Annotated in this window: 23 protein-coding genes, 1 tRNA gene, 1 pseudogene and 1 riboswitch; of the genes and pseudogenes, 14 read left to right on the top strand and 11 right to left on the bottom strand. The window is 53.9% G+C overall.

Annotated features, from left to right (window positions below; genetic code table 11):
* Positions 1-77: 77 nt before the first annotated feature.
* From RR877_RS04820 to RR877_RS04810, 3 genes are read left to right on the top strand one after another with little or no spacing between them, the layout of a single operon-like run.
* Positions 78-767, top strand: coding sequence for a response regulator transcription factor (locus RR877_RS04820; RefSeq protein ID WP_332550934.1), 690 nt, complete (start codon positions 78-80; stop codon positions 765-767).
* 37 nt (positions 768-804) lie between these two features.
* Entirely contained in the window at positions 805-2,973 is a 2,169-nt protein-coding gene (locus RR877_RS04815) for an RNA degradosome polyphosphate kinase (RefSeq protein WP_332618881.1), read from the top strand.
* Positions 2,970-3,917 (top strand): NUDIX domain-containing protein, encoded by a 948-nt coding sequence (locus tag RR877_RS04810; protein WP_332618882.1) that lies wholly within the window; start codon positions 2,970-2,972, stop codon positions 3,915-3,917. The genes RR877_RS04815 and RR877_RS04810 overlap by 4 nt, the downstream gene beginning before the upstream one ends.
* Before the next feature lie 111 nt (positions 3,918-4,028).
* Here the strand turns inward: RR877_RS04810 and RR877_RS04805 are convergent, their stop codons facing one another.
* Positions 4,029-4,658: a DNA-directed RNA polymerase subunit beta gene (locus RR877_RS04805; RefSeq protein ID WP_332550931.1), complete on the bottom strand. Its 630-nt coding sequence runs from the start codon at positions 4,656-4,658 to the stop codon at positions 4,029-4,031.
* Positions 4,659-4,690: 32 nt separating this feature from the next.
* Between RR877_RS04805 and RR877_RS04800 the strand changes: the two genes are divergently transcribed.
* A complete protein-coding gene (locus tag RR877_RS04800; protein ID WP_332550930.1) occupies positions 4,691-4,849 on the top strand; it encodes a DUF5993 family protein in 159 nt (52 codons plus the stop codon).
* Entirely contained in the window at positions 4,849-5,547 is a 699-nt protein-coding gene (locus RR877_RS04795; RefSeq protein ID WP_332550929.1) for a disulfide bond formation protein B, read from the top strand. Before RR877_RS04800 ends, RR877_RS04795 begins: the two co-directional genes overlap by 1 nt.
* Here RR877_RS04795 and RR877_RS04790 read toward each other — a convergent pair.
* Positions 5,544-6,092 carry a DUF6036 family nucleotidyltransferase gene (locus tag RR877_RS04790; RefSeq protein ID WP_332550928.1) on the bottom strand — a complete coding sequence of 183 codons (549 nt, stop codon included), beginning with the start codon at positions 6,090-6,092 and terminating at the stop codon, positions 5,544-5,546. The genes RR877_RS04795 and RR877_RS04790 overlap by 4 nt on opposite strands.
* Positions 6,089-6,631 (bottom strand): helix-turn-helix transcriptional regulator, encoded by a 543-nt coding sequence (locus RR877_RS04785; protein ID WP_277494723.1) that lies wholly within the window; start codon positions 6,629-6,631, stop codon positions 6,089-6,091. The genes RR877_RS04790 and RR877_RS04785 overlap by 4 nt, the downstream gene beginning before the upstream one ends.
* 113 nt (positions 6,632-6,744) lie before the next feature.
* On the opposite strand from RR877_RS04785, the gene RR877_RS04780 reads away from it, so the two are divergent.
* Positions 6,745-6,818, top strand: a tRNA-Lys gene (locus RR877_RS04780).
* 42 nt (positions 6,819-6,860) lie between these two features.
* Here the strand turns inward: RR877_RS04780 and RR877_RS04775 are convergent.
* The 4 genes from RR877_RS04775 to RR877_RS04760 form a co-directional block, all read right to left on the bottom strand.
* On the bottom strand, positions 6,861-7,499 hold the full coding sequence (locus RR877_RS04775; protein WP_332550927.1) for a DUF998 domain-containing protein: 639 nt from the start codon (positions 7,497-7,499) through the stop codon (positions 6,861-6,863).
* A 56-nt stretch (positions 7,500-7,555) separates the two neighbouring features.
* Complete coding sequence (locus RR877_RS04770; protein ID WP_332618885.1) at positions 7,556-8,539, bottom strand: pirin family protein; 984 nt, start codon at positions 8,537-8,539, stop codon at positions 7,556-7,558.
* 113 nt (positions 8,540-8,652) lie between these two features.
* Entirely contained in the window at positions 8,653-9,324 is a 672-nt protein-coding gene (locus RR877_RS04765; RefSeq protein ID WP_332550925.1) for a hypothetical protein, read from the bottom strand.
* Positions 9,325-9,451: 127 nt separating this feature from the next.
* Complete coding sequence (locus tag RR877_RS04760) at positions 9,452-10,648, bottom strand: CapA family protein (protein ID WP_332550924.1); 1,197 nt, start codon at positions 10,646-10,648, stop codon at positions 9,452-9,454.
* Positions 10,649-10,711: 63 nt separating this feature from the next.
* Here RR877_RS04760 and RR877_RS04755 point away from each other — a divergent pair, with 63 nt between their 5' ends.
* On the top strand, positions 10,712-12,256 hold the full coding sequence (locus tag RR877_RS04755; protein ID WP_332550923.1) for a glycosyltransferase: 1,545 nt from the start codon (positions 10,712-10,714) through the stop codon (positions 12,254-12,256).
* 22 nt (positions 12,257-12,278) lie between these two features.
* Here the strand turns inward: RR877_RS04755 and RR877_RS04750 are convergent, their stop codons facing one another.
* On the bottom strand, positions 12,279-13,016 hold the full coding sequence (locus RR877_RS04750) for a hypothetical protein (protein WP_277494717.1): 738 nt from the start codon (positions 13,014-13,016) through the stop codon (positions 12,279-12,281).
* Positions 13,017-13,105: 89 nt separating this feature from the next.
* On the opposite strand from RR877_RS04750, the gene RR877_RS04745 reads away from it, so the two are divergent.
* The 4 genes from RR877_RS04745 (at position 13,106) to RR877_RS04730 (ending at position 17,870) form a co-directional block, all read left to right on the top strand.
* Positions 13,106-13,663, top strand: coding sequence for a gamma carbonic anhydrase family protein (locus RR877_RS04745; RefSeq protein WP_332550922.1), 558 nt, complete (start codon positions 13,106-13,108; stop codon positions 13,661-13,663).
* Between the two features lie 206 nt (positions 13,664-13,869).
* Positions 13,870-15,120 carry a BspA family leucine-rich repeat surface protein gene (locus RR877_RS04740; RefSeq protein WP_332550921.1) on the top strand — a complete coding sequence of 417 codons (1,251 nt, stop codon included), beginning with the start codon at positions 13,870-13,872 and terminating at the stop codon, positions 15,118-15,120.
* Between the two features lie 373 nt (positions 15,121-15,493).
* Positions 15,494-16,135 carry a response regulator transcription factor gene (locus RR877_RS04735; protein ID WP_277494713.1) on the top strand — a complete coding sequence of 214 codons (642 nt, stop codon included), beginning with the start codon at positions 15,494-15,496 and terminating at the stop codon, positions 16,133-16,135.
* The gene (locus RR877_RS04730) at positions 16,110-17,870 is read left to right on the top strand and encodes a hypothetical protein (RefSeq protein ID WP_332550920.1); all 1,761 of its coding nucleotides are present in this window, start codon (positions 16,110-16,112) and stop codon (positions 17,868-17,870) included. Before RR877_RS04735 ends, RR877_RS04730 begins: the two co-directional genes overlap by 26 nt.
* A 41-nt stretch (positions 17,871-17,911) precedes the next feature.
* Here the strand turns inward: RR877_RS04730 and RR877_RS04725 are convergent, their stop codons facing one another.
* The 3 genes from RR877_RS04725 to glyA form a co-directional block, all read right to left on the bottom strand.
* Positions 17,912-18,625: a hypothetical protein gene (locus RR877_RS04725; RefSeq protein WP_332550919.1), complete on the bottom strand. Its 714-nt coding sequence runs from the start codon at positions 18,623-18,625 to the stop codon at positions 17,912-17,914.
* 863 nt (positions 18,626-19,488) lie between these two features.
* Complete coding sequence (locus RR877_RS04720; RefSeq protein WP_332550917.1) at positions 19,489-20,370, bottom strand: bifunctional methylenetetrahydrofolate dehydrogenase/methenyltetrahydrofolate cyclohydrolase; 882 nt, start codon at positions 20,368-20,370, stop codon at positions 19,489-19,491.
* Positions 20,364-21,644: a serine hydroxymethyltransferase gene (gene glyA, locus RR877_RS04715; RefSeq protein WP_110234466.1), complete on the bottom strand. Its 1,281-nt coding sequence runs from the start codon at positions 21,642-21,644 to the stop codon at positions 20,364-20,366. The genes RR877_RS04720 and glyA overlap by 7 nt, the downstream gene beginning before the upstream one ends.
* Positions 21,645-21,693: 49 nt before the next feature.
* Positions 21,694-21,778, bottom strand: a riboswitch (ZMP/ZTP riboswitch).
* 33 nt (positions 21,779-21,811) lie between these two features.
* On the opposite strand from glyA, the gene purU reads away from it, so the two are divergent.
* The 3 genes and pseudogenes from purU to RR877_RS04700 form a co-directional block, all read left to right on the top strand.
* Positions 21,812-22,666 (top strand): formyltetrahydrofolate deformylase, encoded by an 855-nt coding sequence (gene purU, locus RR877_RS04710; protein ID WP_110234468.1) that lies wholly within the window; start codon positions 21,812-21,814, stop codon positions 22,664-22,666.
* Positions 22,667-22,742: 76 nt separating this feature from the next.
* On the top strand, positions 22,743-23,522 hold the full coding sequence (locus RR877_RS04705; RefSeq protein ID WP_332627758.1) for a class III extradiol ring-cleavage dioxygenase: 780 nt from the start codon (positions 22,743-22,745) through the stop codon (positions 23,520-23,522).
* A gap of 43 nt (positions 23,523-23,565) precedes the next feature.
* Positions 23,566-24,110 (top strand): annotated as a pseudogene (locus RR877_RS04700) (hypothetical protein); the annotation flags it as partial.

Genomic DNA, 24,110 nt, shown 5'->3' with positions numbered 1-24,110 from the left:
CCACACTGAGGAATACGAAATCTGGATGAAACACAAGACATTTAGACTATTAACACCAAGTGAGACGAGGTGACCGTATGGCCAGCATCCTGATTCTCGCCGCGCGCCACAACGCGGAAGTCCTTCCCGCGCTGGGATTGCTCTCACACCAGGTCAAGACCATCCCTGCTGAACCTGCACAACTGGTCAGCGCCCCACACAGTGACATTGTCATGGTCGATGCTCGCACCGACTTGGCCAGTGCCAAGAGCCTGTGCAAGATCTTGCAGGCCACTGGCCTGAGTTCACCCCTTCTTCTTGTCATTACTGAAGGTGGCCTGGCTGCTGTCAGCCCTGACTGGGGTGTGGCAGATGTGATCTTGGACTCGGCAGGCCCCGCCGAAGTAGATGCTCGTATTCGTCTGGCCTTGGGTCGCGCCAACCAGGATGCACCTTCTGAGGCTCGTATTTCTGCCTCCGGCATCGTCATTGATGAAGCGTCCTACTCGGTCAAAGTTCACGACAAGCCACTGGACCTCACCTATAAAGAGTTTGAGCTCCTGCGCTTCCTCGCAACCCACCCTTCCCGCGTCTTCACACGTGAGCAGTTGCTCAGCGAAGTCTGGGGTTATGACTACTTCGGTGGTACTCGAACTGTGGATGTTCACGTTCGTCGCCTGCGCGCCAAGCTCGGCGATATGGAGCAGGTCATTGGCACCGTGCGCAACGTGGGCTACCGCTTTAACGTGGCTGATGAAAGCCATGAGCACGCTTCCATAACCTCCTAGTTTCTTTGCGGTCACCTGCCCGTGCCAGTATGAATGTATGGCTCCGCACGAAACAGATATCGACGCCCCTGACGTCGACGATGACTTTGATGAAGTCATCCTCAAGCCTTCTGCGGATTTGCCTGCCGACCGCTTCCTTGACCGAGAGCTGAGCTGGCTCGCGTTCAACCAGCGCGTGCTGGAGTTAGCTGAAGATGAGAAGCTCCCGCTGCTCGAACGAGCCAACTTCTTGGCCATCTTTGCCAGCAACCTTGACGAGTTCTTTATGGTGCGCGTCGCAGGACTCAAGCGCCGCATCATGACCGGTTTGGCTGTGCCTACCAACATTGGCCGAGCACCCGGTGATGTGCTCGCAGATATTTCTGCACGTGCCCACGAACTGCAGCTACGCCATGCCAAGGTCTACCACGACAGTGTGAAGCCAGCCCTCTCCGAGGCAGGCATTCAGGTAGTCACCTGGGGTTCGCTCGATGAAGCAGACCACGAGATTCTGCACCGCTACTTCACCGACCAGATTTTCCCTGTGCTGATGCCACTGGCTGTGGACCCTGCACACCCCTTCCCTTACATCTCTGGTCTGTCCCTCAACCTCGCTATTCGCGTGCGCAACGCGAAGACCGGAACTGAGGAGTTTGCTCGCCTCAAGGTTCCACAGATGCTGCCTCGCTTTGTGCGCGTAGACAGCCGTGAAGGCGTGGCCAGCCTGCGCTACATCGCCCTTGAAGATCTCATTGCGAACCAGCTGCAAGACCTCTTCCCTGGCATGGAGATTCTCGAGCACCACACCTTCCGTGTGACCCGCAACGAAGACGTCCAGATCGATGAGGACGAAACAGAAGACCTCATCCAGGTCCTCGAAAAGGGTCTCCTCAAGCGCCGCTTCGGTCCCCCCATTCGCCTCGAGGTGGGCGAAGAGATGGATCCCACCACACTGGATCTGCTCATTCGTGAACTCGATATCACTGAGCAAGAGGTGTATCGCCTACCCGAGCCTTTGAACTTAGGTGGTCTGTTCGAGATTGCTGGCATCAAGCGTCCTGACCTGCACTACCCACCCCACGTTCCCACCACTGCTGCGGCACTCACCACAGCAGAAGCAAACGAACCCCGCAGCATCTTTGCTTCGATTCGCCGAGGTGATGTGCTCCTGCACCACCCCTACGAATCGTTCTCCACGAGCGTGCAATCATTCCTGGAGCAGGCAGCTGCAGACCCCAATGTGCTCGCTATCAAGCAGACGCTCTATCGCACCAGCGGTGACAGCCCGATTGTTCAGGCACTGATCAATGCGGCTGAAGCGGGCAAGCAAGTCCTAGCTTTGGTCGAGATTAAGGCCCGCTTTGACGAGCAGGCCAACATCAGTTGGGCTCGCAAGCTCGAGAAGGCCGGCGTTCACGTGGTCTATGGTTTGGTGGGCCTGAAGACCCACTGCAAGTTGGCCTTGGTGATCCGCCAAGAAAAGGGCGAGCTCAAGCACTACAGCCACATCGGCACAGGAAACTACAACCCCAAGACCAGCCGACTCTATGAAGACTTCGGTTTACTCACCGCTGACCCTCAAGTGGGTAAAGACCTCACGCGCTTGTTCAATGAGCTCTCTGGCTACGCCATCGAGAAGAAGTTCAAGCGTCTACTGGTTGCTCCCCTGCACCTGCGTAAGGGACTGCTCAAACTCATCCACCAGGAGACCAGGAATGCCCAGGCAGGCAAGCCTGCCCGCATTCGCATCAAGATCAACTCCATGGTGGACGAGAAAATCATCGATGCGCTCTATCTGGCCAGCCGAGCTGGCGTTCAGGTGGATGTCTGGGTTCGAGGCATCAGCTCAATCAAGGCTGGGGTTCCTGGTTTGAGCGAGAACATCCGTGTTCGCTCCATCCTGGGCCGCTACCTCGAGCACTCTCGTATCTTCATTTTTGAGAACGCCGGAGACCCTCAGGTCTACATCGGCAGTGCCGACATGATGCACCGCAACCTTGATCGTCGCGTGGAAGCTCTCGTGCGACTGCCCAACACAGAACACATCACTGAGTTGGATGAACTCTTCAATCTGGCCATGGATGACGCAACGGCGTCATGGTGGCTAGAGTCAGATGGTTCCTGGTCACGTCACACCGTTGACGCGACAGGAAACGCTCTCATCGATTTACAAGATCACCTGATGAAGAGCATCAGTAAGCGTCGTCGCCCAGGAGGACATCGATGAGCACCGCCCGCCCCACAACTGTGTATGCAGCAGGTGCTGTGCTCTGGCGCATCATCGGTGATGATGTCCACGTTCTCGTCATTCACCGCACCGAACACAAAGACGTTTCCCTGCCTAAGGGCAAGGTTGACCCGGGCGAAACTCTTCCCCAGACCGCGGTGCGCGAGATCCGCGAAGAAACCGGCATCAAGGTTGCCCTCGGTGTTCCTCTCGGCGCAACCGAATACGTCATGCCCAACGGCAAGAACAAGTTTGTGCAGTACTGGGCTGCCGAAGTGACCACCAAGGCCATTCAGAAGTCCAAGTTTGTTCCCAACGATGAGGTCGCTGCTCTCGAATGGCTCCCGCTGGCTTCTGCCCGTGGCGAGCTCAGCTATGAGCCCGACAAGGAAATCCTCGACAACTTTGCTGCACTGGTCAAAGACGGTGTCACCAAGACCTTCGCCGTTGTTGTGCTTCGTCACGGCAAGGCCACCTCGCCGTCAGACTGGCGCGGTGAGGACGCAACGCGTCCCCTCACCGAGCGTGGTTTGACACAGGCTCATGGCATCGTGCGCACCATTGCTGCGTGGAAACCCAAGCGTTTCATCTCCAGCACCGCTGCTCGCTGCAAAGCCACCATTGCTCCCGTTGCGAAGGCACTGGGCAAGGACGTCAAGTCCACCAACAAGATCAGCCAGGACGCTTTTGAAAGCGGCAAAGCAGATGTGCGCTATGTCGTGGGACAGGTTGTACGTAAGCGTAAGAGCACAGTTATCTGCACTCACGGACCTGTTGCTCCTGCCGTGATTCGTGAGCTTGCGCTCGCCACCGGTACTCCACGGTCAGCGGCACTCGACGAAGCCAGCATGCTCGACACCGCGTCTTTCACGGTTGTGCACCTGAGCTCAACGCACCCCTCCTCCGGCATCATTGCCGTGGAGACGCACGACTCTCAGCTCTAAATCTGCACAGGGCATGAAAATGCCGAACCGCAGTGAACGCCTCTCGGCGGAAGGCCGCTCGCAGCGGCGAATATTGGAGCCCGGGGTTACTACGGTCCGGCACTGACCAGATTAGTCGAGCGCCCCGTCACGCCACAAACGAGCACACACAGCCAGCTCATGAGCTGTTTGAGTAAGCCTGGATGCCTGCAGAGTGAGGGTGGTGGCACGTTCTGGATGCGCCGCATCTGACTCGTTGGCCACTGCCGTGCAGCCAGCTGAAACGATCCGGCAAAACGCAGCTGAGCGATCCAGAGCACCACTGAAGTCTCCCGTGAAAGCACCGTGCAAGATGGTGTCCGCCAGGTTCACCATCTCATCTGGCCCTGCAGGGGTCGGAGCACCTGCGACCACGACATCCGCTGTGCTGAGCACAGATAGTCCTTGGCCGAAGAGCACACTCATCTGTGTGGCTTGGGCTCGGATCAAGTCACGAATCAAATACATTCGCCACAGCGCACCGGGCAGAGAGTGTGCGCTGGAGCGAGACCACAACTCAGCCAAAGTGTCGATGCCATTGTCATCTGCAAAGGAGACAACCTTCTCGACAATGTCGGGGTGTGCTTCGTCGCGAACGCGCGAGAGCAAAGCACGAGCCGTGTCATGCGCAATAGCAGAAACCTCTGCGGGGTCATCCCCGCCTTGGAACGCACTGAACTCATGCCCAGCAAAGAGTGCTGGCTTTCGGTAAGGCGCGGTCATGTATTCATTCTCCCCCGGGTTAGGGTGAAGTCATGGACACAATCGTCTTCGCGCTGATCTTGGTATCAGCCTTACTCATCATTTTTGTCAAGAAGCGTTGGGTCGTCGTACTCGGCTACTCCGTTGCTTTCGTGGCCACGGCTGCCTTGTTCGCGCACCACGTCACCAGCACCCTGGATTTGAGCTTCTAATGAGTGAGATTCACGTGTCTGCGCTGCAGAGCGAAAATGCCACCACCACTGTTGTTGTCGGTGACACCCGGGTTGTTGTTCCTGCCCCCACCAAGCCTCACCACATCCTGTTGGGCAAGCTCGGCTTCTGGGCACAGATTGGCTTCATGCTCGCCTATATCGGAGTGCTCTCTGGTGCCATGTTCTATTTCCAGTTCGGCCTGGGTGAATATCCCTGCCCACTGTGTATTACCCAGCGCATGGGCATGATGCTCTCCTCGTTAGGTGCGCTGTACGTCGTGGTGAACTCGCTGAGAGGCAGGCTCTCACCTTCAGGGTTCATGACTGGTCTCGGCTTTGCCATCTTGGGAGCCCTACTAGGTGCTGCCATGTCTATTCGCCAGATCCTGCTCCACATCATGCCCGGTGATCCCGGCTATGGCGGAGCCGTTCTCGGCCTCCACCTTTACACCTGGGCTCTGGTCAGCTTTGTTGTTGTGTTGGTATTCGCAGGTGTCTTGCTCACCTTTGGTACCGAGTTCTTGCCCGTTCGCCCCAGCTCCACGTTTGGTCGTGTGGTGGCATGGATTGTGATCGGTATCTTCTTGTTCACTGTGGTGGCAAACCTGGTCGCAGTCTTCGCGCTTGAAGGCTTCAACTGGTACCTGCCAGATGACCCCACCAGCTATGAACTGTTTAATCAGCTGGGCTGGAACTAGTTTCCTAAACTGCGAATGAAGGAGAGAGCAGCTTCCTTCTGAACAGGCAAGAACCTTTGGTCTGAGATGGCGGAAATTCTTTCACCGACTAAGACCGCAGAAACGAGTCCAGCACGCACTAATGCTGAAACAAATTCACGATCTTTCTGATCGTTGCGTGCAAGCTTCGCTGCAGAAAGATCATGCGGCTCTAGACAAAGTCCCTTTATCTCTGAATGGCCCGGTGGTGAAACGGTTATCACACGCATCTCCCACCCCCTAGGGAGGTAGGCGGTTTTCACGCTGACACCCTGGATGTAGAAGCCATGCGTGTAGTCAAAATCTGACCATTCGCCAGCAAGAACATCAATACGGGTTGCCAGGGTTTCCATTTCATCATCCGCAAGAGGGGCGATGTCGACTTCTTGAGACATCGTTGCACGAACAGGTAGTTGAGTCTCTGAATAACTACCCAAAATGGATTGAGATCCGATAACGAGCACTGAATCTTGTCGGATGATCTGGCTAGCTGTATAAATTGCTAACTCGAGGTCTGCCCTCTTCATCGAACAGCGCGGTCAATTGCTTCTTCGCGTTCGTGCGCGGTGAGCACACCCATGAAAGGCGACGTTTGTCGCAATGAAGCAGAGAGTGAATCTGTGCTGAGCATCTGATCGACTAACGCCCCTATCTGGCGATTCTCGACAAGAAATTCCCATCTATCTAGTCCTGCTTGTGCAGCATTACCTTGAACACGTTCTCTCATAGAACGAATATTCCCAGGAACCACGGACAGTACTACGTCTGGATCCATCACGAGCTTCGCTGCTACCGCTCGGTGCAGTTCGAGTGCAACTCGATCTTCCCTTCTAGTAAGAGGGGCACGCGTGGGTGTAGGGAATTCAGCTTCAAGGGTGGTATCCATTGCGGCTAAAACCCGGCGCAAAGTGGACTCTCTGAGCTTGCCTTGTCCCTCAGATTTCTCCCATTGGGTAACTGCGCCTGGAGTAACTCCTGCCATGCGCGCCAGAGCCCGCACCCCGATGCCACGGCGTTGCCGAGCAGTCTTGATACGTTCGGTGGGCATTGCTAAATAGGCAGTCATCGTCACTCCGTTTAGTTAAAAACTATACACTTTCGATAACCGCTCTTCAACGAATAGACGTGACAAGCACCACTCAGCTCTGTTCTAAACTAGAAGGGCACTTGATGTGTGGCGGGCCTCTAGCTCAGTTGGTTAGAGCATCGGACTTTTAATCCGAGGGTCAAGGGTTCGATCCCCTTGGGGCCTACAGATAAAGAGTCCCTCACCTGTTGGTGAGGGACTCTTTGCGTTAACCCATGTTTGTTACAGAGCTGGGATTGTGGTTTTTCAAAAACCGCCAAGACAGGAATATCACCAAGCCTGGGTAAATGGCCTGACTTGTTGTCACGGCTCGTTCCCAGAATCCTGCAGTCTGGATTTCGGGATTCGTCCAGATTGCCAAGAATCCGATTGCAATAGCTCCCAGCACGAGCGTCGCAACAATGGAAGCAAGCGGTCGAACGATGGGTGGCCATTCGCGACCAAGCCGCATGCCAAACACGGGCCATATCGAAAAGATGACGAAAGAAATCGTGGCGAACACTCTGTGAGGCTCAGAGACTCCCACCAACGGGGTGGGGAAAATCGTGAGACCAATCGTTGCCAGCCCTCCCAGAAAAAACAACACGCGAGCTGGTTTAGCTATCACCGTGAATTTCAGAGCAACAACGATGTCGATGAGTGCGCCCAGGATAAAGAAACTTGATTGGAGATATCTCACAGGAGATTCTGGTGATGCCAATTCACTGATGGTTTGGACTATGGGGTCATAGCCAGGCCAGAGAGCAGCCGACAAGCTCCAGCCCAATACCGACTGCACAGGCCCTAACACGGCCAAGACAAGCAGCAAACGGCTCACCTGGTGAGGGTGAATATCAGTTTGCGTCATGTTGCCCCTTTCGCCTGAAAGCCTACGGGGCTATTCCAGAACCTAGAGAAGGAAAGTTAGTGCCTGTGGTGGAAGGGCTGGAGAGCATCGTCAGGAATCTGACCAAAGCGTCCGTAATTGAAGTCTTCGAGCGCCTGAACAACCTCTGCCTTAGTGTTCATCACGAAGGGGCCATAGGCAACTACTGTTTCGTTGATGGGCTGGCCACCGAGGAGCAGAACATCCAGTGCACCATTGCGTGCATCCTGAACCTTGTCAGCTGTGAGAACAACTCGATCTCCATCAACCATGACAGCTAGGGTTCCGGCAGCAATCGGTGCTGCCGAACCTCCGAGCTCACCCTCGCCTACAGTGCCTTGACCTGCAAGCGTGTAAGCAAGAGCATTGAACTCAGGGTTCCACGGAATCGAGACAGATGCTCCCGGAGCCAAGGTGACGTGAGCAATGGTCATCGGGGTCTGTGACTTCCCAGGACCAACGTGGCCATCAATCTCGCCGGCGATCACGCGGATGAGTGCACCACCATCTTGGCTGGAGAGCAGCTCAACATCTCCACCAGCAAGGTTTTGATAGTTCGGTGCCGTCATCTTCTTTGCAGCGGGCAGGTTGATCCAGAGCTGAATACCGTGGAAGAAACCACCAGACATCACCAGTTCGTCTGGAGGAGTCTCGATGTGAAGCACACCAGAACCTGCGGTCATGTATTGGGTAGAACCGTTCTCAATGATGCCGCCACCACCGTGGTTGTCCTGGTGCTGGAAGGTGCCATCGATCATGTAGGTGAAGGTCTCAAAACCACGGTGCGGGTGCCATGAGGTTCCACGGGGTTCATAGGGTGCGTATTCCACTTCACCCATCTGGTCCATGTGAATGAAGGGATCAATGTCTTGGTAGGAGACCCCGGCAAAAGCACGGGTCACCGGGAAACCGTCACCTTCAAATGCCTGGGGTCCCTTGGTCACTGACTTCACCGCACGCGCACGGCCAACGGCAGGTGCAAGGTGGGAAAGTGTGAAGGTATCAGCGGTTACAGCAGGCATCGTGTGCTCCTTATTCAGCTATCTCTGAGGATAAGTCCCCCGCAGAGAAAAGTATTCCCTGCAAACAAAGATGGCATCCCCGAAGGGATGCCATCTTGTGAGCTGGGCTCAAATTACTTCTTTACTGCAGGCTTCTTCGCAGCTGGCTTGGCAGCTGCTTTCGCAGGAGCCTTCTTTGCTGGAGCCTTAGCGACTGGCTTAGCAGCAGGCTTTGCAGGTGCCTTTGCAGCAGGCTTTGCAGGTGCCTTTGCAGCAGGCTTAGCAGCGGCCTTTGGAGCTGCCTTAGCTACGGCGGGCTTTGCTACAGGCTTCTTAGCTGCGGGCTTTGCCGCTGCCTGAGGTGCAGCTGCCTTAGCAGGAGCCTTCTTCGCTACGGGCTTTGCTGCAGGCTTTGCAGCAGTCTTAGCAGCGGCCTTGGGGGCAGCCTTGGTTGCAGCTGGCTTAGCCGCGGGCTTGGCTGCTGCCTTCGCAGGAGCCTTCTTTGCAGCGGGCTTAGCGGCAGCAACGGTCTTCTTGACGGTTGCAGTGGTCTTCGCTGCATCCTTCTTGATGGTGTTAGCTGCGTGAGCAAGATCCTTACCAACAGAAGCCGCAGTCTTAGATGCGTCCTTCTTGACAGTGGTGGCGACCTTCTTGGTGGTGGTTGCTGCCTTCTTCGCAACAACAGTTGCGTCGGCGGTGACGTCCTCTACCTTGTCAGCGACTACAGCAGCGGTGGCACCAGCCTGCTTTGCGCCTGAACGGAAGGCCTTCTTGAGGGAGGAAAGAAAAGATGACTGAGCCATCGAGATAACACTCTCATTTCATGATTGGGTGTGGGAACAAAGTTCGTACTTAAGCGTAACCTGAGTGTTTCTTATGAGACCTGAGGTCAGACGCGAGCCGTAACAAAGGGTATGTGTGGTGATGCGGCTATCTATCCTGAGTCACAAGCCACTCATGAGCACCAGCAGCTTCAGCGCCCATGGCGTTGACCGTGGCACGGGTGCGCTCGCGCACACCAGCATCGAACTCAGGTGATTGGCAGACACCTTGTGGAGCATCCGAAGCCACCGAGCACCAGCGATACACACCATCTTGCTTATTGGTGGCAGGAGCCCACGCCATGTCACTGACCGACCAGGCGCCATCTGCAGCCTTGCTGAACTGTGCCCGAATGATGAGGAATTCGTTGTTCACGGGATAGTCACCAGAAGATTCACTGATGCCGTTGCCCAGGGAGTAGACAATCCACTTGCCGTTATAGAGCTCCATGGGCTGGATGGCATGAGGGTGGTGGCCATAAACCATGTCGAACTGGCCACTGTCAATCAATGCGTGTGCATTGTTGATCTGCTGAATATCAGCTTCGTTGGAGTATTCGGTTCCTGCGTGCTGAACGCCGATGACGACATCGGCGCCCTCAGCACGTGCCTGTGCAGCACGGGCAATCATGACGTCTGGATCCAGCGGATAGTTCACTTGCCAGTCGAACTCGTTGAAGTTGCCATTGACGGAGAAGGTGGCAGAGATAAATGCCACCCTGCCGGCAGGGGTATCCATGATGAGGACCTGGTTTGCTTCCTCGGGAGTGCGATAGGAACCGGTGTGCTTGAGGCCATTCTGATCCAGCACATCGAGTGTGCGCACAACACCGTCGTGGCCTTGGTCAACGGTGTGATTACTCGAGGTGTCACACGCGTCATAGCCAATGGCCTTCTCGGTGGTGGCGAGCTCCCAGGGGGTAGCAAAGATGGGGTATCCCGTGGGCTCTTGACCGATCTGGGTAAACGGGGTCTCTTGGTGGCAGATCGCAACGTCTGCTTTGTTCAGATACGCACTTTGCCCTTGCAGCAACGGCATGAAGTCATAGTTACGACCGGAGGCATCGGTAGGAATGACTGCTGGCTTCCACAGTCCTGCGTGGAAGAGCATGTCTCCGGTTGCGGTGATGGTGAAGCAGTCATCGGTGGGGCACTCTGGCCCAATACCGGGGTGTGCTGTGGGCGTGGGAGTCGGCTTCACGGTCTTGGTCACGGCTGGCTTTGCCACCGGCGCTTCGGGAGCGCAGGCACTCAACGTCAGACCAACCGAAAGAGCTAAGAGCCCTGCAATGATTCCCCGTTTCATATCCCCATTCTGACAGAGCAGCCCTACCGGTGTTTGTTCAAGGGGAACAAGTAGCATGAGCAGGTGAGTTCAACCGTTCTGCCTTCCTCCAACTACGTCAGTGTTACCTGGGGTATTCGCACAGACTCCGGTGGCCTCACCGTGACCTTGCTTCACCGTGCAGGAATCATGAGCCAGGCAGGTGCTAGTCACGTCACTGTCCTCACCTTCGACAACTTCCCTGACTATGACCAGGTTGAGGTTGAGCTTCGCAAGATGGGCCGCCTTTTCGGCGATGTCTCGATTCTCAACCTCTGGGATTGGCTCAGGGGTGAGAGCTTCCCTGCTCGTACGACGGGTGCCTCTACTTCTGCTGCCAAAGATTTCACCCCCATCACTGAAAGTGACTCATTTGAATCAACCTTCCGTGGTGGCAAGGAAATCTCTCGCACCCGCTATGGCGCAGATGACGTAACCGTGCTGCAGGTAGATCACTTCCGTGAAGATGGCACTCTGATGCTCAGCGACCGCCGGGACTTCCGCGAGCGCGGAGTCCGTGGCGGACGCCGCATCGTCTTATGTGACGTTGAGGGTAATCCTTACAAGCTCTGGAAGTTCCCCAACGACTTCTATCACTGGGCCCTTGACCGCATGAATGGCAAGACTCCCACCACTTACATCGTGGATAGCAAAACTGCGGTGAACATGTTCTTGAAATACCGTCGCCGCAACGCACTGACCGTGCACGTGATCCAGGGTGCTCACGTGGAGGGGGTCACTTCTGATGGTCGCCCCATCTTGACCGAGGCCCGCAGCAAGAGCATCGCGCAGCTTCCCGCCTTTGACCTGGTGGCAACGCTGACCAAACGTCAGCGTAAAGATGTCACCGACATCGTCGGTACCAGCCCCAACTTGGTAGTTATCCCTAACTCGGTGCCACTGCCTGACCCCAGCTCCATCACGCTCGAACGTCCAGTGGACCGCGGCATTGTGGTGGCAGCGTTTGTACCTCGTAAGCGTGTGCACCTCGCGATTGAAGCGGCAAGTAAAGCACACGCGACTTCTCCGATTCACCTCGATGTCTATGGTGAGGGTGAAACCAGGCCCAAGGTTGAGGCGACCATTGCCACCCACTCCTCCTCTGCTTTCACCACCCTTCACGGCTATAGCACCACTGCTTTGGGTGAGACCAAGACAGCGAGCTTCATTCTGATTACCTCAGAAACTGAAGGAACTCCTCTGGTTCTACTGGAGGGCATGGCAGCTGGCTGTATTCCAATTTCCTTTGATATCCCGTATGGCCCCAGCGACATCATTGTGGACGGGGTCAATGGTTTCCTCATCCCCGACGGAGACACAGATGCCATGGCAGCAGCCATTGTGCGTCTACAGTCGCTGCCTGCCGAGAAGGTCCTTGCCATGCGCAAGGCTGCTATCGACTCCGTGCAGTCATTCAATGATGCTGCGGTGCTGGAACTCTGGAACAAAGAGCTCCGCACAGCATGGAAGCACAAGAGTGCAGCCTGGTGGCGAGCTCTGCGGAAGTGGCAAACCACCAATGCCGAAAAGGCGTATGCTCGCCGCGCACCGGAAATTGGACCCAAACTTCCTCCTGCACCCAGGCGATAGTGCTGAGAAGCTGACTGGAGATTTAGCAACCGAAGTGGAACATCCCTGCACCTGAAGTAAATTGCCCGAACTGTATGGGGACACTGATTGTGGCACTGCCGCCCGGGCCTGTTGCGGTGTACTGCACTGTTGTTGACAGCCTCACCCTGTAAAAAATACTTGAAGGACAGCTTGGATTTGGATAAGCCACCTGATTCGCTGGGAAAAAGACAGCAGAGTCGATAAATACGGTACGTGAACCTGAATCAAACCCTGCTCCGCTAGGGAGACCAGCTACTGAATAACTGATGGGGCCGGTTCCATTTGCTAATGGGAATGGCTGACTTGCGTAGATGACACCGCTAGGGAAAGGGTTATTAGTCCCGGTGTCAAAGTTCGTCCCAATTCCGTATTGCGAAGCCGCGAAAGCCACAGGCTCAAATACCGGCGCGATCGGGCCATTATTCACTTGCGGAGCGACACTTGAACCAGCTCTGGGTGCCTGAGGCGCAGCAATGCTTTCACTATCAGGGACAGACACAGATGGTGTTGGGGTGCTTGAGGGCGAGGGTGTAGCTGAACGAGAAGCTGGAGGAGTTGGTATTTCTGATTGAAGAATCAGCGATGCCTCTGAGGTTTCAGGAGTTGATTCTGCGGAGGCAACCATCACGGAGGTCACAACGATACTGACGACAACCATGCTGGCTGCTCCCTGGGCGACCCACCTTAAACTTCGGGATGCGTTGTTCCACCAGTTTTTCAGTGCTTCGATGAACTTCATGTGGACAGAGTACCGGCAGTTCCTGTGTGCACACAGACATGGCGAGATTCAGATATCAGATTTCGTATTGCGAGTTCTAGGCTGAGAGCATGCCTTCTCAGGATTCACCCCAGATCATTTCGGTACCCACCTATGGAACCCCTAGCGTGGATGACTCGTGCTACATCGCACCAGGCGCACGCCTGGCCGGCGATGTCACCCTGCACGCCAATGTGGGCATCTGGTTCAACGCAGTCCTGCGTGGTGACTACGAACCGATCGTGATCGGTGAGGGCTCCAACATTCAAGACAACGTCAGTGGCCACGTCGACACCGGCTACCCCCTCACCCTGGGCAAGAACGTCTCCGTCGGACACAACGCCGTGATCCACGGCTGCACCGTGGAAGATGACTGCCTCATCGGCATGCATGCCACCGTGATGAATGGCGCCGTAATCGGCAAGGGTTCTCTTGTTGCTGCCGGCGCCTTGGTGCTGGAAGGAATGATTGTTCCTCCCGGCTCACTGGTGGCAGGGGTTCCTGCGAAGGTTCTCAGAGAACTTACTCCAGAAGAGCAAGAAGGCGTGCGCAACAACGCAGCGAACTACCGCAAGCGCCTTAAGATCTACAAGGCTGAAGGGCACAGCATCTCTCTAGTTGAAGATTAATCCTCACAAGAGATTTTTGTATGGCTAGCTCTACACACATCACTTTATCTGTGGGGTCTACTGGAGCTATTGAAATACTGGCTGACTATTGATTCGCAAACATAGCCCCGATATCTAGGGTTTTCCCCACGCCTGGGTCATCTGGGATGAATTCCATTCGGTGATACTAAATACGTTGAATCAACAAAACGTGTCTGGAGATCGTCGTGACTTTCAAAAAGCTCTTGAGTATGGTGACTCTCGCCGGCGTGCTGAGTGTGGTTTCTATTAGTGGTGCTGTTTCACCTGCACACGCCACAGGGAACGCACCCATGGTGCTCACCTTTGAGGTGACAAATGGAACAACAATTACCCTTCCACTCACTACCTCTGGATCACCCAGTGTGGACTGGGGAGATAACGTCTCCAACAACAGTTTTACTCATACTTATAGCGGCAGCACGCGCACAGTAACAGTTTCAATTACAGAAGACCCCCAATTCCCCATCGTGGGATTTGGGGCTTGGTCGTGGCAGGGAAGTGAAGAACTTCGCACGGTTCAATCATGGGGCGACTTGACCTTGTTTAGTTTAAATGCAGCTTTCAACGATTGTGATGGTCTTACCTCTGTGCCCAACTATCTTCCTGCGACGGTCACCGATCTGAGATATGCATTTTCTGAATCGGATTCGAATCCGCCGGAAGTAACTCAATGGAACACACATAATGTGACCAATATGGGCGGGATGTTTTTCTCGGCACCAAATTTCAATCAAGACATTTCATCTTGGGACACATCAAATGTGACAAACATGGACTACATGTTTTCCAGAACATTTGCATTCAACCGCGATCTCAGCTCGTGGGACATCAGAAACCTACAATCTGCTCAAAACATCTTCAGCACCAGCGTTATCTCGGCACATAATTTGAGCAAATTAGTTTATTTATGGTGGTACAAGCCACATCAACAAAATGTGCATTTTGGAGCGACTGGTCGTTCCATTTATCAGGCAGCCTCTGGTGCTGTTGAAGATTTCACGTTATTAGATGGTTGGACATTTTCTTTTAGCTCAAGCATTTTGCCCTCAGCGCAAATATCAGTGACTTCGTTCCCCACGGCTTCTGCGGTAACTGTAGGCCAAACGATTGGAAGCTCTACCCTCACTGGAGGGGCCTCTGTGCCAGGAACCTTTGTCTTTGCTTCTCCGTCAACACCCGTTGCTCTCGGAAACCAGATCGCCTTGGTCCTATTTATTCCGGACAGCTTTGCCTATATTCCCATTGAATTCCAGATTTCCGTAACAGGGGTTGCAGTACAAGGCTCTCCCTCCATTACGCCATCTCCAGTGACCACTCCTGCTTCCACTCTTGCCCAAACTGGAACTCAGACTGAATCACTGCTCCAGATTGTCTGGATCATGCTGACACTCGGGTGTTTGTTGCTTGGTTTCAAGGTTCGTAGGATATTTCACTAGCCAAACCACGGCAGCCAAGCTGGACTGGTCTTTCTCTGAAGCGTTGTGGGCAAGAACAATGAAAACAAAGGGGTTCAGCTCGAACTCACGATTTGTGGGGCGTGAGCCCTGGAGATCTGAGTTCGCGAGTCGCTTGAGTCGTGCCCGTAATGACCCCTGTGGAGGTATTGAGCGATAACCCTTGAGGGAGAGTTGGTGTTACCGCGTAGGAAACAGTTCCAATCAGACCAACGGTGATCAAAGCTGTTGGGGGTTCAAAGTTTATGCGAATGCGGTAAGCCAGAACACTCCCTCATATTTTGTAGGGTTTTCCCTATGTATTTCGCTTCACCTCAGTACCTAACTCAGTAATACTGTGATGGTGGATAGAGATGTGTTAGTTGTAGAGGACGATAACCTCACTCGTATCACCTTGGCATCTAGTCTCAAAGCTGCCGGTTTACGCCGCGTGCACACCGCGGCAAGCATCAACGAAGCAATTATGCTCGCAAAAAAATACATCCCCCAAGCTGCCCTGATTGATCTCCACCTCGGGGCTGGGCCAACCGGGCTAGATTTGGCGAGGCAACTCAGAGCGCTCGATGCCAAGATCGGGATTGTCCTCCTAACAAGTTATGACGATCCTCGATTGCTCGGCGAAAACCCAGACTTCATCCCGGCAGGGACTAAGTACCTCCTCAAGCGCGACATTACAGATATCACAGCCGTCATCGAAGCTCTCGGTGCGGCTCCGGGATCAAACAAGCTCCTCGGCCGCAAGAATCCAGATGCCTTCGGCACCAAACTGAGTGAGAATCAACTTTCCATTTTGAAGCTCGTTGCCGAAGGTCTCTCCAACACAGAAATCGCTCGAAGACGGGGAGTTTCGGAAAAAGCTATTGAAGGAACGATTAGCCGGCTAGCTACAAAACTTTCACTCGAGAAAGATGCTGCACACAACCAGCGAGTTCACATTGCCCGAGTGTATTTCCGCGCGATGGGGGTCAATCTTGACACCGAACCCTCTGAAACTTGATTTCACTCATGCGGTTGGTAGTCGCTGGCTAACCTACTACCCGGCTTATATTTGGCTCCTGCCTTTATGGCTTTTTGGTTCTGTGTTCAGTACTCCTGCAGATGGCAGTTGGCTTGAAATAGCGAACCTGTTGTGGATTAATGCTGTCGCTCTGGCGTTATGCGCGGCAGAAGTGCTTCTATTCGCGGCCACATTCTGGCGTAGGTCTCGTCACAATCTCACTCCTGGTACTCCCGTCTGGGCGGTGATAGCTGGGGGTGCACTCCTCGGAATTTCAAAAGTGATTGTAACCGTGCTCCTCAGCAGCATTGTTATAGAGACGCAACAAGAGAATATCGTCGGACGTCTCATTGCCTCAACGGCTTTAGGCATAGGTCTCGTTGTGGTCATTCCGCTTTGTTTAACGCAACTCGAGCTGTACCGTTCTGAACGCGAAATTCTGATTACAGAATTAATTCGAGTAGAAGTTGCACAAACCAGTTCTGCTGCGAAAGAAACAAGTGAACAAGTTAGTAGCTCTCTAGAAACCAGTACTGCCGTTTCTCCTGAGCTTCAGAGCTTCGTCTATACAAGCTTGTCCAAACTTGCCACAGTCCACAATCAGCCAGACAAGTTGCCTGATCTGCTTGACTTTATTCAACAGCAAGAAATCCGCCCGCTGAGTCATCGCATTTGGCGCAGAGAACAAGAGCGTCTTCCAGAGTTCACTCTCAGTAACCTTGTTTCCGTCAGTTTGGCAGAACTGAACTTTGTGTTGTTGCCCATTTTGTTGGGTTATGTAGTAGTAGTTGGACCAGCAATTTTGTTTGGTTATGGGTATATGCAGGGCATTCTTGCGCTCATTCTTCAACTCAGCATTATTGCTCTGGTTATCCGGGGAGTGAAGTCTCTCCCTCAGTTCGGTCTGCGCTGGGGCATTGCCGTGTATTTCAGTTCAGTTGTCGTCTTGACAGCACTCATCATGTTGATGACCACTGCGATCTTTGGGGAAATCCCAACCCTGCTCCCTATTCAAGCCAGCATTTCCATATTTCTGAGCTTGCTCACTCTGATACTTGCCACAGGGGTGTTCAACCTCGCTGTAAAGAAACATCACGAAATACACCAAGATCTGTTACGACTGGATCCAGATATGGGAATCATGACATTGGAAAAGGTAGAGCGACTTCGTTCTGACAGAGAACTTGCACAACTGCTTCACTCACAAGTTCAAAACGTGTTTCTCTCTCATTCGGTGCAACTTAGAAAAAAACTAACTAGTAAAGGGTTAAGCCTGGAAAATAAGAACAAGCTCACCGAACAAGCTTGTGCCGATATTGAGAAGTATCTTCGAGGACTACTTTCGGCAGAATCACATGTACTGACCGAAACCCACAAGCATCTTTGGATTTCCCCCGTCCTTAATGCCTGGGAACCCGTTCTCAACATTGAGGTCAGCGGAGCTGATGTGCTCTCTGAGACTCTGCCCATCACACAGCTGAATACGGTATCAGATGTTCTAACCGAAGCTCTTGCAAATTCACTTCGCCATGGTCTAGCCCAAAACGTTCTTGTCACTTTGAGTTATAACGAAGAAGTTGTCACTCTCGTTGTTGAAGATGACGGAGTGGGCCCTCGGCAGGGATCAGCAGGTTTGGGCAGCTACTTTTTCACAGCATTACCTCATTCGGAGTGGTCCTTGACCCCTGCGCATTACCTCTCGGGTTCACGATTTGAGTTGACGTGGAAACCGTAGATGAGTGAAGAGGAAAGCCTCAGACTATTGGTCTATCTTCTCTAGCCCGGGGATGGATACCACTGCCACAGATCTGTTCTACAGCGAGATTCATCTTCGATATACATTGCAAAGTTCATTGCCATTTCCAGCGTAGAACTTCCGCCTGGACCAGAAGCAGTGTAATAAAAGGGTCCCGTTATCCAAACAGTTCCTTGGGTCTGCGAACACGCATTCAGGCTCCAAAAATCGTTCGCGTTGACTATTAGTTCCCGGGAACCTGGATCGAAAGAAACTCCTGCAGGGATACCAGAGACAGAATAAGTAAAAGGTCCTGTTCCTACTGCCTCAGGTAATGAATTCGTATAAAACGTCTGGCCGGCACAGCCGGCATTGCAATTGGCGTTGTAATACGTATTTGGATTCACGAAAGAAGGCGGCTGCACAGTCGCCGAACTCCCATCAATGGTATTCCCATTCCTAGAAGTCGAAGAGGATGGTGACGGTGATGACGTTTTCTTCGTGGAACTTTTACCAGCACTCGGACTTGCAGAAGAAGGTAGCTGTTTCGAATCTTTGTCAGTTGTCTCTCCTGATTGAGTCGACTTATCTCTAGAAGAGCTCGATACTCCAATTCCAGCTGATTCAACACCAGCCCGTGAGGATTCGGACACTGCGACAAGAAAAGTTCCTGCAATGACAAGGGCTACGGCGCCACAGCCAATCAACACATAGGCGCGTTTGCTCAGTTTTGATAAAAAGAAAACAAACTTCACATTCTCACCAAGCTTTAGCGGGATGTATTACGGGTAACACTAGTTCTCGCTAAAACTTGGGTCACCCCCATTTAAAATCGGTGGTATGGTACCGACGGAAAAAATAACATCACAGGTCCTCGTCATGCTGCCACCTGGCCCTGTCACGGTGTAACTGAGAGGTAACACCCACAATTGAGCTCCATAAGCGATTATGTACGTCGCACTGTGGAATTCAATCCTTCGAGTTACAGCGTTAAAACTAGCTCCTGTGGGGAGTCCTGTCATTGAGTAGGTCAATGGCCCTGTTCCAGTTGCTTCCGGAAATGGTTCTGAATACGTTAATAGGCCCGGAAGGTCACAACTCGTGTCGCAAGCTACTTGGTATGCGTTGCTCAAGGGAGAAATACTAGGAGCAACCACCTGTGAGCTGGACTGGCTAGGGGTTGAAGCACCCGAAGAAGCGGAACTTTGTGGTGAACTCACTGCCCCATTGGAGCGAACAGATGGTCGTGTTTGATTCTGTTCAAGTTGTTGAGGTGATTGCTCCTCACCCGACTTGTTCTCAACTGATGGTGTTGCGGTGGGTTTCTGGGATTGAGTAGGCGCAGCAGTTGCGGTGGCTCCGCTCGAGGTTGCGTGTTGCTGAACCTTTAGATCAGGGGACTGCGAAAATACAAACCCGAGAGAACCCACAACAATAGTTGCAATGACGCCAGCCACCACAGCGATAGTTCCCCCGCTGTGGTGGGCTGGCATCGAAAAGAGCTTCATGGAAAAACTCTATGTTCACCTCTTAAAGCTCTAGGCAAATCAGCCGAGTTGAAGCACTAAATGCAGGGAAAACCCTATGCCTCCGCAACTCGGGGAGCACAACTGCCGTTTTATAGGGCGTCGAGCTCCGCAGCCTTGACCACATTGGCTAAGAGCATCGCTCGTGTCATCGGACCCACTCCACCCGGGTTGGGTGAGAAGTAGCCAGCAACCTCAGCAACTGCGGGGTCCACGTCACCAGTGAGCTTGGCCTTGCCTGTCTCAGCATTCTCCACGCGAGTAATACCCACATCCAGAACTGCAGCACCAGGCTTGACCCACTCAGGCTTAATGAAGTGGGGCACACCCACGGCAGCAACTACAACATCAGCGCGACGAATGTCGTCTTCGATGTTGACGGTGCGTGAATGTGTCAACGTGACCGTGGCATCAATGCCCTTGCGGGTGAGCAGAAGTCCCAATGGACGTCCCACGGTCAAACCGCGGCCCACCACGGTGACGTGCTTGCCCGAGAGCGGCACGTCATAGCGCTGCAACAGCTCCACAATCCCGGCAGGGGTGCAGGGAAGTGGCGAAGCCAGTTCTCCTTCAATACCCATGACCAGCCGTCCCAAGTTCATGGGGTGGAGACCATCTGCATCCTTTGCAGGATCAATCAGCTCAAGAGCTGCATGCTCATCTAAGCCCTTAGGCAAGGGGAGCTGCACGATGTAACCGGTGACAGCAGGGTCTGCATTGAGTTTCTTGATTGCTTCCTCAACATCAGCCTGTGTGGCTGTTGCTGGGAGGTCTACCCGGATGGACTCAATGCCCACCTCTGCACAGTCACGGTGCTTGCCCGCGACATAGGAACGCGATCCAGGGTCGTCGCCAACCAACAGCGTTCCCAGTCCAGGGGTGATTCCCTTGGCTTTGAGTGCTGCAATGCGGCCAGCGAGTTCACCCTTGACGGCAGTCGCAGTTGCGATGCCGTCGAGAGTGATTGCTACCACTGCTCGAGGCCTGGGTACAGGGGGAAGTTCTCGGTGAGAACCTTGACGCGAGCCTTAAGAGCAGAAACATCAGCACCGGGCTTGAGGGCCTCAGCGATGACATCTGCAACCTCGGTGAACTCTGCGTCGCCGAAGCCACGAGTTGCCAATGCTGGAGTACCAATACGCAGACCCGAGGTGACCATGGGTGGACGTGGGTCGAACGGTACCGAGTTACGGTTCACGGTGATGCCGGACTCGTGCAGCACGTCTTCAGCCTGCTGGCCATCCAAAGGAGAGTTACGCAGGTCAACAAGTACCAAGTGAACTTCGGTGCCACCGGTGAGCACATCAACGCCAGCAGCCTTCATGTCAGGCTGAGTCAGGCGATCAGCAATGATCTGTGCACCACGAAGTGTGCGCTGCTGGCGGTCCTTGAACTCTGGCTCCATCGCGAGCTTGAAGGCGGTTGCCTTCGCTGCGATGACATGCATGAGGGGACCACCCTGCTGTCCGGGGAACACGGCGGAGTTGAGCTTCTTGGCCAGTTCTTCGTCACGGCTGAGGATCAGACCGGAGCGAGGACCAGCAAGAGTCTTGTGAACAGTGGTGGAGACCACGTCAGCGAAAGGCACGGGGTTGGGGTGCAGACCAGCTGCAACCAGACCTGCGAAGTGAGCCATGTCGACCCAGAGCTTGGCGCCAACCTCATCTGCGATTTCACGGAACGCAGCGAAGTCGAGCTGACGAGGGTATGCCGACCAACCCGCAATGATGACGGCGGGCTTGTGTTCGTGAGCGAGCTTGCGCACAACATCCATGTCGACGAGGAAAGTTTCAGGGTCAACACCGTAAGCAACAGGGTTGTAGACCTTGCCGGAGAAGTTGAGCTTCATACCGTGGGTGAGGTGACCACCGTGAGCAAGCTCAAGACCGAGGATGGTGTCGCCAGGCTGAGCAATGGCGTGCAGTACTGCAGCGTTAGCCGTTGCACCCGAGTGAGGCTGAACGTTGGCGTAAGCAGCACCGAAAAGCTTCTTTGCGCGCTCGATGGCGAGGCTTTCTGCCACGTCAACGAATTCGCAACCGCCGTAGTAACGCTTGCCGGGGTACCCTTCCGCGTACTTGTTGGTGAGAACCGAACCCTGAGATTCGAGCACTGCACGAGGAACGAAGTTCTCGGAAGCAATCATCTCGAGGAAGTCGCGCTGGCGACCGAGTTCGTTCTGCAGAACTGCAGCAATCTCGGGGTCAACCTCGGAGAGAGGGGCGTTGAAGGTGTTATCTGAAGACACAGTGGGCTCCTAGGGGTAGACCGGGTAAAACCCGGAACAGGTTTTTCTCGTTCTTAGCCCAGGCGTTCGGCCAGATCCGATCTCATATCGCTCCCTGATGGATACCCATCTCAACGCCAGTTGCGACTGTGTCAGTCTACCAAGCCTGAAGGCAATAATCTTGATACATGTCTGAAGCAACGCACTGGGTACTCACCTTTGTTTGTGCCGATAAACCCGGCATCGTCCACGCGGTGAGTGGCGCCATTGTTGCAGCCAACGGAAACATCACCGAGAGCCAGCAGTTCTCCAGTGATGACACTGGAACTTTCTTCATGCGTCTGCAGGTGGAGACCACCGCTAGCCGCGAAGAATTCGAGCTTGCACTGCAACCTGTTATTTCAACCTATGACATGGAATGGCGACTCGACGTGGTCGGACGCCCCCTGCGCACCCTTGTCCTCGCCACCAAGGCAGCCCACTGCCTCAACGACATCCTGTTCCGCCAGCGTGCTGGACAGTTGCCTGTTGAGATTCCTCTCGTACTGTCGAACCACGATGAGCTCAGCTCCCTTGCTGGCTTCTATGGCATTCCTTTTGAGTCCATGCCCGTGACCACACCTGAGCAGAAGGCAGCTTTTGAGAAGCGTCTGCTCGAGGTCGTGGAAGAGAACGACGTCGAACTGGTCGTTCTTGCCCGTTACATGCAGGTACTCTCACCGGAGCTGTGTAAGAAGCTTGAGGGCAAGATCATCAACATTCACCACAGCTTCCTGCCCGGCTTCAAGGGTGCCAACCCCTACAAGCAGGCGCACTCTCGTGGCGTGAAGCTCATCGGTGCCACCGCTCACTTTGTCACCAGTGACCTGGATGAAGGTCCGATTATTGAGCAGAACGTGGTCCGTGTGGATCACTCTCGTTCTCCTGAGGAACTGGTTGCCATTGGTCAGGACGAAGAAAGTCGCACTCTGACCCAAGCGGTCAAGTGGTTTGCCGAGGACCGCATCCTGCGCGATGGTCAGCGCACGATTATTTTCAAATAATCCGGCGGAATAAATCCGAACGCTGACGCATTCACTCAAGTGAGCCCCACAGAGTGGTTCAGATAAGGGGATACCGATGAGCGAGACCACCCAGCCTGTGCTGTTTATGAGCCACGGTGCTCCGATGTTGGTCGATGACGCTCGCTGGTCCAGCGAACTTGCTAGCTGGGGTCAAGCGATAGAGAAGCCCAAGCAGATCCTCATGGTCTCTGCTCACTGGGAAGAAGCTCCCGCCACCATCAGCTCCACCCGTGAGAACACCGGGCTGGTCTATGACTTTTATGGTTTCCCTAGCAAGTACTACGAAATGCAATACAACACCCCTGCAGCTACAGAGCTGGCAGCTGATGTGCTCGGTGTTCTAGGCCCTGTTGTTCAGCAAGACCACGGCCGCGGCCTGGATCACGGTGCTTATGTTCCGTTGACCCAGATGTATCCGGACGCAGATATTCCTGTTCTGCAGTTGTCCCTGCCCAGCTTGAACCCGGTTGATCTGTTCGAGATGGGTCGCAAGCTTGCTCCTCTGCGCGATGCAGGAACCTTGATTGTGGGCTCGGGCTTCACCACCCACAACCTGCGCTGGTTCAACCCAGGTGCGGGTCCAGATGGTGAACCTCCACAGGCTTCAGCCGAGTTCGACCACTGGGCTGACGAAGCCCTGCAGAACAAGGACATTGACGCCTTACTCAACTTCTGGGATAAGGCACCTGCTGCCCACGAAGCACACCCTCGCATTGAGCACTGGGCTCCGCTCTATGTTTCTCTCGGCGCTGCTCTGGGCACTGGTTTGGACAACACCAGCGCAATTGAGGGCTTTTGGTATGGCCTCTCCAAGCGGTCGTGGCAATTTAGCTAATTCAATATTTTCTGAAATTTATCTATTTCCCTAGAATTGCCAAATGGGGAATCTAGAAAAGCGACAAGGCATAAATTTCGAAAACGCACTGGTTTCAGCTGCAAAATTACCTGGGGTCCGGATCGATCGAAGTGAATTCCTACGAAGTGCGTTGAATCACTTTTGCACTGAAGACCAAATCACGATCGCAATAGCGGAGAGCCCCGCAGCAGCTGGTATCTCACAAGACATCATCAACAGACTCGCAGATGAAGCGATCAAATGGGAAACCACTCGAGTTAGCACAATTTCTGTCGTTGCTGGGATTCCTGGTGGCTTCGCAATGCTTGGAACGATTCCCCTTGATGTAGCCCAATACATGGGTCATATTTTGCGGATTACTCAGAAGCTCGCATACCTATATAGCTGGCCAAGCCTTTTTTCAGATACTGATGAACCAGACGATGCCACTAAGGGCATCCTTGCGCTATTTGTCGGGGTTATGTTTGGAGTTCAAGCTGCAAACAAAGCCATTGTTCAGGTTTCGGGACTCATTTCAGAGCAAATCGTTAGGACACTTCCCAGCAAGGCACTAACTCAGGGTGTGAT

It is taken from the genome of Aurantimicrobium sp., from assembly GCF_036667855.1.
Classification (GTDB): Bacteria; Actinomycetota; Actinomycetes; order Actinomycetales; family Microbacteriaceae; genus Aurantimicrobium.
Note: the sequence above shows the minus strand (reverse complement) of the source record. Positions and strands in the feature narration are given on the sequence as shown.